This is a genomic window from Kitasatospora sp. NPDC127067, from assembly GCF_042724755.1.
GTDB classification, from domain to species: domain Bacteria; phylum Actinomycetota; class Actinomycetes; order Streptomycetales; family Streptomycetaceae; genus Kitasatospora; species Kitasatospora lactacystinica.
In genome coordinates this window covers 1-19192 of record NZ_JBHXEM010000150.1, presented here as the reverse complement: position 1 = coordinate 19192, position 19192 = coordinate 1, and the positions used below count along the sequence as shown (strand labels likewise).

At 75.5% G+C, this 19192-nt stretch carries 8 protein-coding genes; all 8 read right to left on the bottom strand.

Annotated elements, in window-relative coordinates; translation table 11 throughout:
- On the bottom strand, positions 1-14191 hold a 14191-nt coding region (locus ACFWJ4_RS36110), incomplete at its 3' end, for a type I polyketide synthase (RefSeq protein WP_380552122.1).
- Positions 14192-14226: 35 nt separating this feature from the next.
- Positions 14227-14610, bottom strand: a complete 384-nt coding sequence (locus tag ACFWJ4_RS36105; RefSeq protein WP_380552119.1) for an aminotransferase class I/II-fold pyridoxal phosphate-dependent enzyme — start codon at positions 14608-14610, stop codon at positions 14227-14229.
- A 133-nt stretch (positions 14611-14743) separates the two neighbouring features.
- A complete protein-coding gene (locus ACFWJ4_RS36100) occupies positions 14744-15112 on the bottom strand; it encodes a hypothetical protein (RefSeq protein WP_380552116.1) in 369 nt (122 codons plus the stop codon).
- A gap of 124 nt (positions 15113-15236) precedes the next feature.
- Complete coding sequence (locus ACFWJ4_RS36095; protein ID WP_380552113.1) at positions 15237-16025, bottom strand: ArsR/SmtB family transcription factor; 789 nt, start codon at positions 16023-16025, stop codon at positions 15237-15239.
- Positions 16026-16118: 93 nt separating this feature from the next.
- Positions 16119-16256, bottom strand: a complete 138-nt coding sequence (locus ACFWJ4_RS36090) for a hypothetical protein (protein WP_380552110.1) — start codon at positions 16254-16256, stop codon at positions 16119-16121.
- A 27-nt stretch (positions 16257-16283) separates the two neighbouring features.
- Complete coding sequence (locus ACFWJ4_RS36085) at positions 16284-17522, bottom strand: NADase-type glycan-binding domain-containing protein (protein ID WP_380552107.1); 1239 nt, start codon at positions 17520-17522, stop codon at positions 16284-16286.
- Positions 17523-17525: 3 nt separating this feature from the next.
- Positions 17526-18089 carry a phage tail protein gene (locus ACFWJ4_RS36080; protein WP_380552104.1) on the bottom strand — a complete coding sequence of 188 codons (564 nt, stop codon included), beginning with the start codon at positions 18087-18089 and terminating at the stop codon, positions 17526-17528.
- Positions 18090-18123: 34 nt separating this feature from the next.
- A partial coding sequence (locus tag ACFWJ4_RS36075; protein WP_380552101.1) for a putative baseplate assembly protein occupies positions 18124-19192 on the bottom strand: 1069 nt, incomplete at its 5' end.

Here is a 19192-nt window from a genome sequence, read left to right as displayed (position 1 = left end):
GTCGTTCGCCGACCCCGTCGGTGTCGGCCGCTCCGGGCGGGACGGCCGCGAGGAGCGCGGCCAGCCGGTCCAGCTCGGCCAGCAGCGGCGAGGGCGGTTCGGGCGCGGCGGACAGCTCCGCGTCCAGGTGGGCGGCGAGCGCTTCGGGCGTCGGGTGGTCGAAGACGACCGTCGGCGGGACGGTCAGCCCGGTGGCCTCGCACAGCGCGTTCCTGAACCGCATCGCGAGCATCGAGTCGAAGCCGATCTCGGAGAAGGAGCGTTCCGGGCGCACCGGACCGGCTCCGGAATGGCCGAGGACCGCGGCCGCGTGCCGGATGACCAGGTCGAGCACCACTTGACGGCGTGCCGGCCGGTCCAGCGGGGCCAGCCGGGCGGCCAGTCGTGCGGCGGGGGTACCGTCCTCGTCGCCCGCGGCCTCCGAAGTCTCCTCGGCCGGCACCCCGGTGGTGGCCGTGGCGGCCGTCCGGCCCGGTGTGGGCAGCCAGTACCGGTCGCGCTGGAAGGGGTACGTCGGCAGCAGGACGGGTGCCGGGCCGCCCGGCCCGGGGGCCCCCGTCCAGGGCGACCAGTCCACCGGACCGCCGCCGGCCGCCCACGCCTCGGTCAGTGAGGCCAGCAGCCGGTCCCGGCCACCGTCGCCGCGCCGCAGCGTGCCGACCGCCGACACCTCCCGCCCGGCCTCCGCGGCCACCGCCTCGATCCCGGCGAGCAGCACCGGATGCGGGCTGACCTCGACGACCAGGGTGTGACCCGAGTCCAGCAGGGCGCGGGTCGCTCCGACGAAGTCGACCTGCTCGCGCAGGTTGCGGTACCAGTAGGCGGCGTCGAGCGATTCTCCGGCGACGGGTTCGCCGGTCACCGTCGAGTAGAGCGGGACGGCCGAGGCGCGGGGGCGTATCCCGGTGAGGGCTTCGCGCAGTTCGTCCTCGATCTCGGCGACCTGGGCCGAGTGGGCCGCGTAGTCCACCGGGATCGCCTTGGCCCGTACGCCTTCCCGGTCGCAGGCCGCGAGCAGGGCGGCCAGCTCCTCGGGCTCCCCGGCGACGACCACGGCGTCGGGGCCGTTCACCGCGGCCACGCAGAGGCGTCCGCCGGCGGGCAGCAGGCTCGTGGTCCGCTCGGCGGAGGCGGCGACCGACACCATGCCGCCGCGTCCCGCCAGCCTCAGCAGCGCCCGGCTGCGCCGCGCCACCACGAGGGCCGCGTCGTCGAGCGACAGCGCTCCGGCGACGTGGGCGGCGGCGATCTCGCCCTGGCTGTGTCCGACGACCGCGTCCGGGGTGACCCCGGTGTCGCGCCAGTGCGCGGCCAGCGCGACCATCACGGCGAAGAGCACCGGCTGGACGACGTCCACGCGGTCGAGCGTCGGTGCGCCGGGCGCGCCGCGCAGCACCTCGGTCAGGGACCAGTCGGTGTGCGGGGCGAGCGCCCGTTCGCAGTCGGCGATGGCGGCGGCGAACGCCCCGGCGGTGTCGAGCGCCGCCACGGCCATGCCGGCCCACTGCGAGCCCTGGCCGGGGAAGACGAAGGCCGTACGGCCGCCGCGCGCCCGGTCCTGCACGGCGTCGGGCGCGGGTTCTCCCGCCGCGAGGGCGTCCAGCCAGCCGAGGAGCGCGTCGCGGTCGCGGCCGGTGGCGGCCGCCCGGAAGGGCAGGGCGGGGCGGGTGGTGGCGAGCGCGCGGGCCGGTGCGGCGACGCCCCCGTCGGGGTCGGCCCGCAGGTGCTCGCCCAGTCGGCGCGCCTGTCGGCGCAGGGCCGCGGGCGTCATGGCGGAGAGCAGCCACGGAACCGTGGTCCCGGTGGCCTCGGACGGTTCGCCGTCCGTGCCTTCGGGCAGCGGACCGTCATCGGCGGCGGGTGCTTCCTCCAGAACGGCGTGGGCGTTGGTGCCGCTCATGCCGAACGCGGAGACGCCGGCCCGGCGCGGCCGGTCCCCGTCCGGGGCGTCCCAGGGGCGGGCGTCCGCGAGCAGCCGGACCGCGCCGACCGACCAGTCCACCCGGCTGGACGCCTCCTGTGCGTGCAGGGTGCCGGGGAGCACGCCGTTGCGCAGTGCGAGCACCGTCTTGATGACCCCGGCGACCCCGGCGGCGGCCTGGGTGTGCCCGATGTTGGACTTCAGTGACCCCAGCCACAGCGGGCGGTCGGCGGGCCGGTCCTGGCCGTAGGTGGCCAGGAGGGCCTGCGCCTCGATGGGGTCACCGAGCACGGTGCCGGTTCCGTGCGCCTCGACCAGGTCGATTTCGGCGCCGGACAGTCCTGCCGTGGCCAACGCGGCCCTGATCACCCGCTGCTGTGCGGGGCCGCTCGGGGCGGTGAGGCCGTTGCTGGCACCGTCCTGGTTCACCGCGGTGCCCCGTACGAGGGCGAGGACCGGATGCCCGAGGCGGCGCGCGTCGGAGAGGCGTTCCACGAGCAGGACGCCCACCCCTTCGCCCCAGCCCGTACCGTTCGCCCCTTCGGCGAAGGAGCGGCAGCGGCCGTCGGGCGACAGGCCTTGCTGACGGCTGAACTCGACGAAGACGTCCGGGCTCGCCATCACCGCGGCGCCGCCGACCAGGGCGAACGAGCAGTCACCGGCGCGCAGTGCCTGGCCGGCCAGGTGCAGTGCCACCAGCGAGGACGAGCAGGCCGTTTCCACGGTCACGGCGGGGCCGCCGAGTCCGAGGGTGTAGGCGACGCGGCCGGAGGCGACGCTGGTGACCGTGCCGCTGAGGAGGTGCCCCTCGACCTCGTCGGACGGGTTCTGCGGGCCGGTGCCGTAGCCCTGGGCGGCGACGCCGACGTAGACGCCGCCCTCGCTGCCGCGGACCGACGCGGGATCGAGTCCGGCCCGCTCCAGTGCCTCCCAGCTGGTTTCGAGGAGCAGTCGCTGCTGGGGGTCCATGGCCAGTGCTTCGCGCGGAGAGATGCCGAAGAACTCCGCGTCGAACTCGGCCGCCCCGTCCAGGAATCCGCCGCCGGTGGTGTAGAAGGTGCCCGGGTGCAGGGGGTCCGGGTCGTAGAGGGTGTCCAGCGGCCAGCCGCGGTCGGCGGGCAGCGCGGTGACCGCGTCCACTCCGTCGGCCACCACTCGCCACAGGTCCTCCGGCGAGCGGACGCCGCCCGGGAACCGGCAGGCCATCGAGACGATCGCCAGGGGTTCGTCGGCCGCCGCGGGCCCGGCCGTGCCGGCCGTGCCGTCGGTATCCGGTTCCATGCCGCTCAGCCCGGCGAAGAGGTGCGCGGCGAGGGCGGCTGCCGTCGGGTGGTCGAAGACGGAGGTGAACGCGAGCGGCAGAGCGGTGGCCGCGACCAGCCGGTTGCGGAGTTCGACGGCGGTGAGCGAGTCGAAGCCCAGCTCGCGGAACGGGCGGTCGGCCGTGAGGCCGGCGGCCGACTCGTGGCCCAGCACGGCGGCCGCTTCGCTCCGGACCAGCTCCGTCAGCAGTTTGCGGCCCTCGGGTTCGGACAGCCGGTGCAGCCGGTGCAGCCACGACGGGTCGCCGCCCGTGCCGGGTCCGGACCCGGCGGAGGTGTCCGCGTCCGCGGGGTCGCCGTCCGCCGCCCGGGGCTCCGGGGCGGCCGGCAGGCCGCGCAGCAGCGCACTGTCCCTCACCGAACCGAAGATGGGCGCGAAGCGGCTCCAGTCCAGCTCGGCGACGACCGGTTCGCCCTCGTCCAGGGTCAGCGCCAGGCCGAGCGCGGAGAGCGCCGCCGCGGGGGCCATCGGCACCAGCCCGTGGCGGCGCAGGCCGTCGCCCACGGCGCCGTCGGCCATGCCCGCGCCGGCCCAGGGGCCCCAGGCCACCGAGGTCGCCGTCAGGCCCCGGCCGCGCCTCGCCGCGGCGAGGCCGTCCAGGTAGGCGTTGGCTGCCGCGTAGGCGCCCTGGCCGCCGCTGCCCCAGGTGCCCGAGATCGAGGAGAACAGCACGAAGGCGTCCAGCGGGCGGCCTTCGAACAGGACGTCGAGGTGGGCCGCGCCACGCGTCTTGGCCGCCGTCCGCCGGGCCAGTTCCTCCGGCGTGCAGTCCATCAGCGCGGTGTCCGAGGTGAGTCCCGCGGTGTGCACCACGGCCCGTACGGTGTCTCCCTCGTCGCGCAGCCTCTCCAGGACCCGTTCCAGCGCGGTGCGGTCGGCGACGTCGCAGGCCAGCAGGGTGCTCCGGGCGCCGAGCGCCGCCAGGGCGTCGACCAGCGCGTCGGCTCCGGGGGCCTCGGGGCCCCGCCGGCCGAGGAGGACGAGGTGTTCCGCGCCGCGCTCCGCGAGCCAGCGCGCCACCTGGGCGCCGAGGCCTCCGGTGCCGCCGGTGACGAGGACCGTGCCGCGCGGCGTCCACGGTGCGGGCGCGGGTGTCGCGGGCTCCGGCGCGGGGACGAGCCGGCGGCCCAGCGGTACCGGCGCGCGTACGGCCACCTGGTCCTCGCCGTCCCGTCCGGCCAGCACCGCGCACAGCCCGTCCAGCGCGGGCCCGTCCAGCAGGTCCGGCAGGTCGACCAGGCCGCCCCAGCGCAGCGGGTGCTCCAGTGCCGCCACCCGGCCCAGGCCCCACACCTGGGCCTGCTCGGGGCGGACCTCCTCCGTGCCGTGAGCCGCCACCGCGCCGCGGGTGGCGCACCACAGGGGTGCGTCGATGCCGCTGTCGCCCAGTGCCTGGAGCAGCAGCAGGGTCCCGCTCAGGCAGGCGTCGAGCGTCCGCAGGCCCGGGTGGGGTCCGTCAGCCAGCGCCAGCAGCGACAGGACGCCCTCCAGGGCGCCGAACTCCGGGAGCAGCGAGGCCAGTTCGGCGCGTTGGACGGCGGCCCCGACCCGGATCACGACCACGTCGGCGCCGTGTCCGGCGAGCGCCTGTTCGCAGGCGAGTGCGGTGCCCTCGGCACCGGGTCCGTCCGGGGTGACGAGCAGCCAGCGGCCGGAGAGGCGGGACTCCGCGGGCGCGGTGAGCGGCTCCCAGGCGATGCGGTAGCGGCGGGGGCCGGCGGGGACCTCGGTCTCCCGGGAGCGCCGGGCGGCGGGGGCCGGGTCCGGCGCGGCCACCGGCCAGAAGCGCCTGCGCTGGAAGGCGTAGGTGGGCAGGTCGACCCGCCGCACGTCGGTGCCGCTCCAGCCCGCCGACCAGTCCACCGCCACGCCGCGCAGGTGCAGCGAGGCGAGTGCGGTGCGGACCGTGTCCGGCTCGCCGCGGCCGTCGCGCAGCAGCGGCACCGTCCCGGGACCGCCGGGGCCGCCGGGGGTGGGGGCGGCGTCGGGGAGGCAGGCGTGGAGCATGCCGGACAGCACGCCGCCCGGTCCGAGTTCGAGGTACGTCGTCGCGCCCTCGGCCCGCAGCCGGCGGGCCCCTTCCAGGAAGCGCACGGTGCCCCGGGCGTGGCGCACCCAGTGGTCGGGGGAACGGAGTTCCGCGGCCGTGGCCGTGCGCCCGGTCAGGTTGGAGACGATCTCGATGCCGGGCGCGTGGTAGGTCAGCGACTCGGCCACGTCCCGGAACGCGTCGAGCATCCCGTCCATCCGGGCCGAGTGGAACGCGTGGCTCACGCTCAGGCGCCGGGTGCGCCGTCCGCGGGAGCGGAACACCCCGGCCAGGCGCCGTACCGCGTCCGCGTCACCGGACAGGACCACGGAGGTGGGCCCGTTGACGGCGGCGATGTCCACCGCGCCCCGGCCCGGGTCGCGGTCCGCCTCCGTCTCCGGCTCCGTCTCCGTCTCCGGGAGGGGGTGCCCGGTGCGGTCGTCCAGCAGGGCCTGGTGCACTTCCTCCTCGGTGGCCTCCACCGCCACCATCGCCCCGCCCTCGGGCAGTTCGTCCATCAGCCGGCCCCGGGCCGTTACCAGCGCGCAGGCATCGGGCAGGTCCAGCACGCCCGCCGCGTGGGCGGCGGCGAGTTCGCCGATGGAATGCCCCATCAGCAGGTCGGGCCGCACACCCCAGTGCCGTACGAGCCGGAACAGCGCCGTCTCCAGGGCGAACAACGCGGGCTGGGTGTACCGGGTGCGGTCGAGCAGCGCCGCACCGGGGGTTCCGGGCTCGGCGAACAGGATGTCGCGCAGGGGCAGGTCGAGGTGCGGGTCCAGGCCGGTCAGCACCTCGTCGAGGGCGTCGGCGAACACCGGGTCGTCGCGGTAGAGCTCCGCGCCGGCTCCGGCCCGCTGGCTGCCCTGTCCCGGGAAGAGGAAGGCGGTCCGGCCGGAGCGTACGGCGCCGCCGGTGAGCAGGTGGCCCGCTGCCGTGCCGCGCGCGAGTGCGGTGAGCGAGCGCCGGACGGATGCCCGGTCCCGTCCCAGGACGGCGGCCCGGTGTTCGAGCGGGGCCCGTCCCGTGGCGAGCGAGTAGGCGACGTCCGCCAGTTCGGCGTCCGGGTCGGCATCGAGCCGGCTCACCAGCCGGCCGGCCTGTGCCCGCAGGGCCTCCGGTGTGCCGGCCGAGAGCAGCAGCGGCACGGGCGGGGCGGCCCGGCGCGCGGTGGCCGTCGTGGCGGTGTCCGGGGCGGGCACGGCCGAGGTGTCGGTCCGCTCCGGGGCGGGCGCGACCGCGACGGCCGGTGCCTGCTCGATGATCGTGTGCACGTTGGTGCCGCTGATGCCGAACGACGACACGCCTGCCCGGCGTGGGTTCCCGGTCTCCGGCCACGGGGTGTGCGCGGTGAGCAGGCGGATGGCCCCGTCGGACCAGTCGACGTGCGGGTTCGGCGTCCCGGTGTGCAGGGTTCCCGGCAGTTCGCCGTGGCGGATGGCCAGCACCATCTTCATCACCCCGGCCACCCCGGCCGCCGCCTGGGTGTGCCCGATGTTCGACTTCACGGAGCCGAGCCACAGCGGCCGGTCCGCCGGGCGCGCCGGCCCGTGGACGGCCTGGAGCGCCTGCGCTTCGATGGGGTCGCCGAGCCTGGTGCCGGTGCCGTGGGCCTCGATCGCGTCGATCTGGTCGGCGCGCAGCGCGGCGTCGGCCAGCGCGGCGCGGATGACCTGCTGCTGGGACGGGCCGTTGGGGGCGGTGAGCCCGTTGCTGGCGCCGTCCTGGTTCACGGCGGTGCCGCTGATCAGCGCGAGTACGGGGTGGCCGTGGCGCAGGGCGTCGCTGTGGCGCTCCAGCAGCAGCACTCCGGCGCCCTCGCCCCAGCCCGTGCCGTCCGCATCCGCCGAGAACGCCTTGCACCGTCCGTCGGCGGCGAGCCCGCGCTGCCGGCTGAACTCCACGAAGAGCCGCGGGGTGCTCATCACCGTCACCCCGCCCGCGAGGGCCTGCTCGCAGTCGCCGCGCCGCAGTGCCTGCACGGCCAGATGGAGCGCCACCAGCGACGAGGAGCACGCGGTGTCGACGGTGAGCGAGGGTCCCCGGAGGCCGAGGACGTAGGACAGCCGCCCGGACAGCACGCTGGCCGTGTTCCCGGTCAGCAGATGGCCCTCGGACACGCCCTCGGCGCCCTGCAGCAGCGCGGAGTAGTCCTGGCCGTTGGTACCGATGTAGACGCCGACCTGCCGGTCCTTCAGCGCGGTCGGGTCCTGCCCGGAGCCCTCGACCGCCTCCCAGGCGGTCTCCAGGAGCAGCCGCTGCTGCGGGTCCATGGCCAGGGCCTCGCGCGGCGAGATGCCGAAGAACTCCGCGTCGAACTCGGGGGCGTCGTGCAGGAAGCCGCCCTGCCTGCTGTACGTGGTGCCGGCGTGGTCGGGGTCGGGGTCGTACAGCCCCTCGGTGTCCCAGCCCCGGTTCGACGGCCAGTCGCCGACGGCGTCGGTGCCCTTCGAGAGCAGGTGCCAGAAGTCCTCGGGCCCTGCGACCCCGCCGGGGAAGCGGCAGCCCATGCCGACGATCGCGATCGGCTCGTTGCCGCCGGGTGCCGCCGCCCGGCTCGCCTCGGAGCCGACGGAGCCGACATACTCGGCGGCGCCACTCGCCGCGTCCGGCAGGTCCAGGTCCAGGTCCGCGAGCAGCCGGTCGGCCAGTGCCGACGGCGTGGGATGGTCGAACAGGACCGTGGCGGGCAGGACCAGTCCGGTGACGGCGACGAGCCGGTTGCGCAGTTCCACCGCCGTCAGCGAGTCGAAGCCGAGCGCGGAGAACGCCTTTCCGGGCTGGACCGTGTCGACGTCCGGGTGGCGCAGGACCGTCGCCGCGTGGGTGCGTACCAGTTCGGTGAGGGTCCTGACCCGGTCCTCGTGGCGCGGCAGTACGGCGATCTGCTGCCGCAGGGCGTCGGCGGAGCCGCCGCCCTCCCGGGCCGCCGACGGTGCGGTGGTGTCCGGGACGGGCCTCGCGGCAGCCGGGTCCGGCATCCCGTCGAGCAGGGCGGCGGACCGCAGGCCCATGCCCGTGGTGAAGCGCCTCCAGTCGACATCGGCGACCACGACCAGCTCGTCGTCCTCCGCGAGTGCCCGGCCGATCGCGGTGACGGCCGTTTCGGGCTCCATCACCGGCATGCCGAAGTCCCGCAGCCGCGCGGCGACACCGTCCGCCAGCATGCCCGGCCCGGCCCAGGCGCCCCAGGCCACGGACGTGCCGGGCAACCCGGCGGCCCGGCGGGCGGCGACGAGTGCGTCGACGGCCGCGTTGGCGGCCGCGTAGTTGCCCTGCCCGGCGTTGCCCACGACGCCCATCACCGACGAGAACACCACGAAGGCCGACAGGTCGAGACCCGCGGTGGCCTCGTGCAGGTTCCGGGCGGCGGTCAGCTTGGCGCGCAGCACCACGGCGAGCCGCGCGGGGTCCAGCGCGTCGAGCACACCGTCGTCGAGGACGCCCGCCGCATGGATGACGGCGGACAGCGGGTATCGCGCCGGGATGTCGGCGAGCAGCGCCGCCAGTGCGGCCGGGTCGGCGACGTCGCAGGTCGCGAAGGCCACTTCGGCGCCCAGCGCCGTCAGTTCCGTCCGCAGCGCGTCCGTACCGGGTGCGTCGGCACCGCGGCGGCTGACCAGCAGCAGCCGCTCCGCGCCCTGGCCCGCGAGCCAGCGCGCCGTGTGCGAGCCGACGCCACCGGTGCCACCGGTGACGAGGACCGTGCCCTGCCATCGCGGTCGCGTCCGCACCCGGACGGCCGCGCCGTCCTTACGGGCCTTCGGCGGCGCGGACGACGCGGGCCGGAGACGGCGTCCGTGGACCCCGGTGGAGCGCACCGCCACCTGTTCCTCGTCGGCCGCGGCTCCCGCGAGCACCGCGCACAAGCGGCGGGCGGCCCGTACGTCCAGCACCTCGGGCAGGTCGATCAGACCGCCGCGGCGATGCGGGTGCTCCAGTGCCAGCGTCCGGCCCAGGGCGGCGGACGCGGCCTGACCGACGTGTCCGGGCCGCTCAGCGCCGCCCAGGACCGCCGTTCCCTTCGTCAGCGTCCAGAGCCGGGCGTGGATGCCCGTGTCCTCCAGCGCCTGGGCCAGGGCGAGGGTCAGCGCCGGACCACCGGGCAGGTCGGGGTGTTCGGGATGGGGGCGCTCCTCCCAGGACAGCAGGGACAGCACGCCGGCGATCGGCTGCTCCCCGGCGGTCTTCGTGAGCAGAGCGGCCAGTTGTTCACGGGTCGCGCCCGGATCGTCGACGACGCACGGGAGGAGGTCGGCTCCGGCCTCGCCGAGGGTGTCCAGGACGGCCGCCGCGTCGTCGCCCTCGGGACGCAGGGCGAGCCAGCGACCGGGAGGGCCGTCCGCCGGCGCGACCGACAGGGGTGCCCAGGCAACGTGGTAGCGCCAGGATTCCGCCCTCCGTTCACGGCTCCTGACGGAGCGCCAGGTCGCCAGCGCGGGCAGGACTTCGTCCAGGGCTTCCCGGCCGACCCCGAGGGCTTCGGCGAGCTGGGCTGGGTCCTGCAGCTCCGGGTCGTCCCAGCGGTCCTCGGCGGGGGCGGCCGGGACGGCGGCGGGGGCCGTCAGCCAGTAGCGCCGCCGCTGGAAGGCGTACGTCGGCAGGTCGACCCGCCGCGCCCCCGGGAACGCACCCGCCCAGTCCACCCCCAGCCCGCACTCCCACGCACGGCCCACCGCACGCAGCACCTGAGCCGGGCCGCCCTCCCCCCGGCGCAACGTCCCCAGCACCACGGCCTCCACACCCGCGGCCTCCACCGACTCCCCCACCGCCACACCCAGCACCGCATGCGGGCTGGCCTCGACGAAGACGCGGTGCCCGGCCGCGAGGAGCGAGCGGGTCGCCCGCTCGAACTCGACGGTCTCCCGGAGGTTGCGGTACCAGTACTCGGCGCCCAGGGACTTCGTGTCCAGCAGGCCGCCGGTCACGCTGGAGTAGTACGGCACCGCACCCGCGAGGGGGGTGATCCCGTCCAGGTCGGAGAGCAGGCGCTCGCGGATCTCCTCCACGTGCACGGAGTGCGACGCGTAGTCGACCTCGATCAGACGCGCCCGCACCCCCTCACCCACCAGCGCATCGACCAGTGCCGCCACCGCGTCCGCGTCACCCGACACCACCGTCGACGACGGACCGTTCACCGCCGCCACCGACAACCGCCCCGCCCACGGGGCGATGCGCTCCCGCACCACCTCCACCGGCAAAGGCACCGACGCCATGCCGCCACGGCCCGCCAGCGCACCCACCGCACGGGAACGCAACGCGACCACCCGCGCCCCGTCCTCCAGACTCAGACCACCCGCCACACACGCCGCGGCGACCTCGCCCTGCGAATGACCCACCACAGCGTCCGGAACCACACCGAACGAACGCCACACCTCCGCCAGCGACACCATCACCGACCACAGCACCGGCTGCACCACATCGACCCGGGCGAGCAACCGCTCCGAACCCAGCGCCTCCGCCAACGACCACTCCACGAAAGGCGCCAGAGCCCGCTCGCACTCGGCCATCCGTTCCGCGAACACAGCCGATTCGGCCAGCAGCTCCGCAGCCATCCCCACCCACTGCGAACCCTGACCCGGAAACACCAACACCGAACGACCGGAAACCAACCCGCCGCCGGACACCGACCCCGGTGCCAAACGCCCATCCGCCAGCGCCTTCACGCCGTCGAGCAACTCGCTCCGGTCCCCGCCCACCACCACGGCACGGTGCTCGAAGGACGCACGCCCCACCGCCAGCGAATGACCCACGTCCGCCGTGTCGAGCCCGGGCTCCGCCACCACCAGCGCCGCCAACGCCCCCGCCTGCGCCCGCAGGGCCTCCGCACTGCGCGCCGACACCGGCCACACCACCGGCCCAGGACGCCGGGCACCCTCCACCGCCCCGGCCGGAGCCTCGGCCGGCGCAGACTCCAGGATCACGTGAGCATTGGTCCCGCTGATACCGAAGGAGGACACCCCCGCCCGGCGCGGACGGCCCGTGTCGTCCCACGCACGGGCCTCCGTCAGCAACCGCCCGGCCCCCGCCGACCAGTCCACCTCGGGCGTCGGACCGTCCACGTGCAGCGTCTTCGGCATCACCCCGTGCCGCATCGCCAGCACCGACTTGATGACGCCGCCCACACCCGCCGCGGCCTGGGAATGGCCGATGTTCGACTTCAGCGAGCCGATCCACACCGGACGGTCCGCCGGACGGTCCTGCCCGTACGTCGCCAGCAGCGCCTGCGCCTCGATCGGGTCACCCAACCGCGTCCCCGTACCGTGCGCCTCCACCACGTCCACGTCCGACGCCACCAGCCCCGCATCCGCCAGCGCCGCACGGATCACCCGCTGCTGCGAAGGACCGTTCGGCGCCGTCAGACCATTGCTCGCACCGTCCTGATTCACCGCCGAACCACGGATCACCGCCAGCACCGGATGCCCGTTGCGCCGCGCGTCCGACAACCGCTCCACCAGCAGCATCCCCACGCCCTCGGCCAGGCCGAAGCCGTCGGCGGCTGCCGCGAAGGCCTTGCAGCGGCCGTCCGGGGCCAGACCGCCCTGACGGCTGAACTCCACGAGCATGCCGACCGTGGACATCACGGTCGCGCCGCCGGCCAGCGCCAGCGAGCACTCACCCGACCGCAGCGCCCGTACCGCGAGGTGCAGGGCCACCAGCGAGGACGAGCACGCCGTGTCCACGGTGACCGCCGCTCCCTCCAGACCGAGGGTGTAGGCCAGTCGGCCCGACGCGACGCTTCCGGTGTTGCCGGTCAGCAGGTGGCCGCCCTCGTCGGCGCCCTGTTCGAGAGTGGGCCCGTAGTCCATGGTCATCGCCCCGACGTAGACGCCCGTCGGGGTCCGCCGCAGGGTGGCCGGGTCGATCCCGGCCCGCTCCAGCACTTCCCAGGTCGTCTCCAGCAGCAGCCGCTGCTGCGGGTCCATCGCCGCCGCCTCGCGCGGCGAGATGCCGAAGAACTCCGCGTCGAAGTCCGCCGCGCCGGCGAGCGAACCCGCCTCTCGCTGGTAGTACCGGCCCGGCGTCCCCGGTACGGGGTCGTACCGTCCGGCGGTGTCCCAACCGCGGTCGTCGGGCAGCGCGGAGACGGCGTCGGCACCTGCCGACACCAGCTCCCAGAGCTCGTCGGGGCTGCCGACCCCGCCGGGGTAGCGGCAGCCCATGCCGACGATCACCACGGGGTCGTCGTCCTCGGCCCGCCGCACCGGCTCGTCCGCGTCCGTGTTGCTGTCGGGCCGGTCGCCGCCGATCTCGGCGCAGAGGTACGCGGTCAGGGCCGCCGGGGTCGGGCAGTCGAAGACAACCGTCGCCGGGATGCGCAGCGCCGTCGCCGCACTCAGCCGGTTGCGCAGCTCCACGGCGGTGACGGAGTCGAATCCCAGGTCGAGGAAGGCCAGGTCGGCGGGGACCGGATCGGACCGCCCGGTCAGCGCGGCGATCTCCTCGCCCACCAGCCGTGCCAGCGCGGCACGCCGCTCCGGTACGTCCGATCCGGCCAGCTCCGCGCGGAACGCGGCGCCGGCATCCCGGTCACCACCCGCGCCGCCCGCGCCGCCGGGCCCGTTCGCGTCCGCCGGGCCGGGCTCCGCGAGCACCGCCAGGGCAGCCGCCGGCAGTTCCCGCACCCGGGCGTGCTGCCCGGAGAACAGCGCTTCCCGGTCCGGGGTGACCCCGTGCACGTACAGGTCGCCGAGCGAGGTCAGGAACCGGCCCGGACCGCCCTGGTCACGGCGCAGCGTCCCGAGGACGGCGGCCTGCGCGCCGTGTTCCTCCGCGCAGTCCGCGAGGGCAGAGGTCAGCACGGTGTGCGGGCTGACCTCCAGCAGGACCCCGTACCCGTCCCGCAGCAGGGCCCCGGCCGCCTGATGGAACCTGACCGTGTTGCGCAGGTTGCGGCACCAGTAGTCGGCGTCCAGGACCGGGACGTCCAGTCGTCCCCCGGACAGTCCGGAGTAGTAGGGCAGATGCGGTGTGCGGGGGCGGATCGGTGCGAGGTCGGCGCGCATCCGGGGGACGATCGCGTCGATGTGGGGGGAATGGGCGGCCAGGCCCACCGCGATCCGCCGTGCGTGCACCGCGTCCGCGGCCAGGTCGGCGAGGAGTTCGGCCGCGGCGTCGCGGTCGCCGGAGGCGATCACGGACCGCGGGCCGTTGTGCGCGGCGACGACGAGGCGGCCGTCCCAGCGGCGCAACCGCGACTCGACCTCGCCGGCCGGGGCCATGACGGAGACCATGTCGCCCTGCCCGGCCAGGGTCGCCTGGGCCTGACTCCACAGGGCCACCACCCGCGCGGAGTCGTCCAGGGACAGCGCGCCGCAGACCGCGGCGGCGGTGACCTCGCCGACGCTGTGCCCGAGCACTGCGGCCGGTTCCACGCCGTGGGAGCGCCACAGCGCGGCGAGCGACACCGTCACGGCGAACAGCAGGGGCTGCACCACGTCGGCCCGGTCCCCGGCGGGTGCGCCCGACGCGTCCGGGTCGCGGAGCACGTCGATCGGCGACCAGTCGACGAACGGTTCCAGGGCCTGCGCGCACGCGTCCATCCGGTCGCGGAACACCGTGGAGGTGTCCAACAGGTCCACCGCCATCCGGGGCCATTGCGCGCCCTGCCCGGGAAACACGAAGGCGACCCGCCCGCCTGCCCCTGCGGCGCCCTCCAGCAGGCCGGGCATGCTCCTGCCGTCGGCGAGCGCGTCCAGCCGCTGCAGGAATCCGTCACGGCTCTCCGCCACCACTGCCGCCCGCCGGCTCCCCTCGGAAGCGGTGCGCGCGAGGGTGAAGGCGATGTCCTGGGGGCTCCAGTCGTCACGATCGGCCAGGTACGCGTGCAGGCCGCGCGCGCCGGCCGCCAGCGACTCCTTGCCGCCGCCGGCCAGTGTCCACAGCAGCGGTGCTTCCGTACCGTCGGGGTGCGTCATCGTGACTTCGGACTCCTTCACGGCGATCAGGACCATCAGTCGCCGGACCGTGGCGGGGCGCCCGCTCCCACGGGTCGCGCGCCGACCGGGACGCCTTCGTCATGCCCGGCGTGTACCGCCACCGGACGTGCGACGTCGATCTTGCCCAAGTCGCATAGCGTCCCGATATCGCAGGCCGCGACACGGTGCGGGCCCGTACGCACGCTCGGCGCGTTGATCGCCCGCACGTAGATGCCGTGGCGTTCCAGCAGGAGGGCGGAGATCCGCTGGGCGAGTGCGCCCGCCACGACCGCCGCCGACACGTACGCGTCGGTGCTTCCCGAGACCGCCCATCCGGTGCCAGTCCACGCCACGAAGACGGCACGCGAGCGGGCCGCCGCGCTCCGGGCGGACTGCACCGCACCGAGCCAACTGCCCACGGCTACAACCGTGGTAATGGCCAGCAACAGGCCATGACGGGTGACTGTACGCGGCGCAGATGAGGAACTCATTGGAGGCCGGCCTGCTGCCGGATGCGCACGGCGCACCCGGCAGCAGGCCCGTGGGGCGGGGTCAGCAGGCCTTGACGTACCAGACCGGGGCCCAGTCGGCGTTGGGGTCGCCGTAGGGTGCGCCGGGAGTGGTGTAGACGAGGTTCTTGGACTTGCCGTACATCTTCGCCTTGAGACCCGCGGTCTGGTTGTTGTACCAGGACCCGCCGCTGTTCAGGCCGTCGGGGATCTCCTGGATCGCACCGCAGACACTGAACTTGAACGCGAGTTCCCGGTAGTTGCTGTACTTGTAGCCGCAGAAGTAGCCCTTGGGGCAGTCGGCCGGTGCGGCCGAGACGGCCGGCTGGGCGTTCGCCGCCGGGGCGAGGAGCGTGGTCGCGGCGGCGAAGCCGGCCGCGAGGGCGATGCCGGCCTTGTGGACGAGTCGCATGAGGACCTCCCGAGGAACTGTGACGTCGTGGTGCGGGCGGGTTCGGCGCCCGGTCCTCAGTCTTCGCGGCCGCCCGACCGCCGCTCCAGGAGATTCAGGCTGCTCCGAATCACCGCGGCACCGCTCAAGTCCGGCCGGAACCGGACGGATCGGGCTCGTCGCCGAGCAGGCCGAGGCCCCGGGCGGTCGGGCTGTGCAGGGCGGCGTTGCGGTACCTGGAGGTGCCGATCAGCCCGGCCTCGCGCAGCACGGTGGCGTGTTCGCTGGCACTGGACGGGGCGATTCCGGCGAGGGCCGCGAGCTCCGTCGTCGAGCAGCCGGGGTGTTCGGCGATCGTCTCCAGGACGGCGGCACGGGTGTGCCCGAGCAGGGCGGAGAGCGCCGCCGTCGACCCGCTCGGAGCCCGGTCGGCTTCGAACAGGGCCGACCGGTCCGCCGGCTCGCTGTCGTCGATCGGGTAGGTGACCACGGGCAACGGCTGGCCGTGGGCGTCGTCGCTGACCATGGCCCGGGTGGCGAACACCGAGGGGTTCAGCAGGATGCCCTGCCCCCGGAGCCACAGGTCGTACTCGACCGTGCTGCGGACTTCGAGCACCGGCGGATTCCACCGCAGCCACCGGGGGTTGGCGCCGGCCAGCAGGAGCTCGACGCCTCCCCCGAGGAACTGGCGCACCCGAACGGCCCGGTCCGCCGCGTGGCGGTCGACGACCTGCGGCCAGTGGCGGCCGACCAGGTGCTCGTAGAGCAGGCCGAGGCTGTCGACGAGTTTCTCGCGCAGCGCCCTGTCGTCCGCCAGGTGACGGGTCCACCGGGGCACGGGCTGGTGCTCGGCGATCGCGGCCAACTCCGCCTCGACGAGCCGGCGCGGCGTGGCCCGTACCCGGTCCAGCAGCTGCTCCGGGCCTCCTGCCACGGCGGGCATCAGGAAGGTCGGCCCCCAGCCGTCCGCAGGGACCAGGGACAGCGCCAGGCGGGCCCGCTCGGGCAGCCCGGCCAGGGCTCTGCGTCACCACGGATCCAGTCGCGCCGCATGGCTGCGCGACTTCAACGCCCGCGCCGCCGCCATGAGTTCGGTCAACGGCATGGGATCGGCCGGCCGGGTCCTGGCCAGGTCCCCCGCCGTGAAGTGGATCCGGTAGACCATCGTTTCCTCCAGTGGCGGGCCGCGTGCTCAGGTGCGTTTGAAGAACTCCACCTCCGAGAGTGCGATGGCGCGGCCCGGGCCGGTGCCGGCGGCCTCCCGCACGGTGAGCTTCACCTGGGTGACGTCGCTGATCCCGGTCTGCACGGTCTGCGGACCGGGCTGGTCGTTGAGCGGGACCTGCTGGGTGTGCACCGTGCCGTCCTTCTCGGTGACCTCCAGGGCGAGGACGACGGGGCGCGCCTGCTGCCGGAAGTGTTCCGGATCCACCGAGTCGCCGGTGTGGATGATCAGGTCCACCAGCCGGAACGGGGTGCGGAAGGAGAAGGTGACGGAGTCCCCGATCGCGGGTGCGCCCCAGTAGGTGTTGCTCAGGCCGTCATCGGCCAAGGTGGCCGGATGGCCCTCGACGGTGGCGCTCGCCGAGGTGGCGGCGGGGGCGATCGGCGCGGTCTTGCGGAGCTTGTCCAGCACGTCCTGGAAGGCGACCTTGCCCGCCGGGTAGAGCAGGATCCCGGCGACCACCACGGCGATCAGCACGATCAGCGCGATGGTGCGGCGCAGCGCGTTGCCCGAGCCTCCGATCCGCACCCGGCGCCGGAACGGCCAGCGGGTGCGCCACCAGGGCAGCTTCGGCGCGGCCTCGGTGGGCGTCAGCGGCGCGGCGCAGCGGCGGCAGAACTTCCGCTCGGGCAGGTTCGGCGTGCCGCACCGGGGGCACGGCGGGCCGTCCTGGGTCTCGGCGGTCTCGGTGGGCCGGCTGACGGGGCGCGGTGCGACGGGCTTGGCCGGCTGGACGGCCACCGGGTCGGCCGGCGCCCTCGGGGCGGGCGCGGGGGCGGGGGTCTGCGCGGGAGCCGGCCGTACGGGGGCGGTGCTCGGGCGCGGGGGCTCGGCGGCGGGCGGGGGTTGGGTCGCCGGGGGCTCGGTCACGGGGGGTTCGGCGGGCCGGGCGGGTGGCTGCTCCGGCTTGGGCTCCTCCTTGGGCTCCGGCGTGGGCTCCCGCGTGGGCTCCGCCCCGGTGCGCGCGGTCCGGCGCGAGGCGCTCCGCCGGGTGGATTCGACCGGCGCGGGCGCGGGCTCCGGGACGGGTACCGGCGCGGACTCGGGCTCGGCCCGCGCGGGGGCGGGCACCGCGACGGGCGCGGCCGTCGGCGCCGCCGTCGCCCGGGCGGCGGCGCCGCGCGACCAGCCTAGGTAGGCGCCGCAGTTGCCGCAGAAGTCGTCCCCCTCCCCGTTGGCCGTTCCGCATTCGGGGCACACCGGCATCCGTCAGCCCTCCGTTCGCCCGGGTGGGCCGGGCAGGATCTCCACCCGGCAGGTCAGATGGACCGGACAGCCCGCCCTCACGACGGACCGCACCTGGTCCTCGTCCGGCGCCGGTCCGCGCAGCGGCCAGACCCGGACCAGTACGTCGCCGCCCGGCGCGGGCGGCAACGGAGCGTCCGGGTCGGTGGACCAGGAGGCGCCGCCGCCGTCGACGATCTCGGCTCCGGCGCCGAGCACCAGCCGCAGCCGTTCGGTGAGGCCGCGGCGGGTGCCGCGCCAGCGGTGCAGCTCCACGGCGCGCTCGACCACCGCTCGGCGCACCTCCACCGGCCAGGCCGGGTCCACCTCCACCGCGACCCAGGAGGCCAGCCAGTCGAGGAAGTCGGACGGCGCGAGGCCGGGTCGGAAGTAGGCGGGCAGGTTGTCCAGGGTCGCGAAGACCGGGGCGAGGACGGTGTCCAGGCCGGCCGTGAACCGCTGGGCGAAGTCGTCGTCGGCGAACAGCGCGGGCAGCAGTTCGCCGATCGGGTGCGGGCTGGGCAGTCCGGGGACCGCCGCGCGGCTCATCGGCGCCCCCCGATTCCCGGCGCGCGGCACTCGCTCATGACGTCCCGTCCTCGGCGGCCGGGGTGACCACGACCTGGTGCTGGTGGGAGAAGACCAGGGCGTCCGCCGGGACCTCGACCCGCTCGGCGGGCGCGCCGCGGCGTCCGGTGATCGGGTCGGCCGGGAACAGCCGCACCTCCTCGACGCCCGAGACCGCGGCGACCCGCTGGAGCACCGCGAACACCTCCCCGTACTGCACGGCCCGGCCGAACGGCCAGCCCTCGCCGTCGGCGCCGCCGCGCAGCGGGTTGAGGTACCGGTACAGCGCGGCGAGCACCTCCTCGCGGACCCGGTCGGGGTCGGCGGAGCGGGTGGTGAGCCGGGCGACGACCGTCACTCCCTGGTAGGCGGGGGGCTGGACGACCAGCCGGGTGCCGATCAGCCGGCGCTCGTCGAGGGCCGTCGCGACGGCGGCCAGCACCTGCTCGTCGGGGATCAGCTGCTCGAAGCGCAGCCGGTCGCCCTCGTCCGCGACCGCGTCGGGGACCACCAGCACCCGCACCGCCCCCGCCTCCCCGCCGCCGGCGGGCACGCAGCTGATCCGGGCGGCGGACGGCGCGGCCTGCCGGGCGATCAGCTCGAAGTCCCCGGCGGTGACGGCACGTTCCTGCAGGCGCAACTGGTGCGGGGCACGGGCCTTGGCGTTCTCCACGGTCTCGCCGTCGACCCCGCCGCGCGCCGCCTCCCGGTTGTCGACCCGGGCGATGTACGGGACGGAGCTGCGCAGCACGGTGACGGTGCCGCGGGCGACATTGCCCGCGATCCCGCCGCCGGTGCGGTAGCGCGGGACGCGCAACCGGGCACCCTTGGGCGGCACGGCGCCGAAGGCCCGCAGGCCGCCGTCCGGTTCCCGGACCGCGGGCGGGAAGAGGAACTCGCCGGTGGTCGCGTCCAGCACCACGTGCCGGTCGGCGGGCGAGGACTCGCCGAAGTGCTCGACGAGCGTCCAGCGTTCCCAGCCCTCGCCGGCCGCGACCTCGACCACCGGGGGCTCCCCGTCGAGCAGCACCGGCGGCCGGGCCAGCCGAAAGCGCAGGCCCGCCACGCCCTCCCAGGTGCCGAGC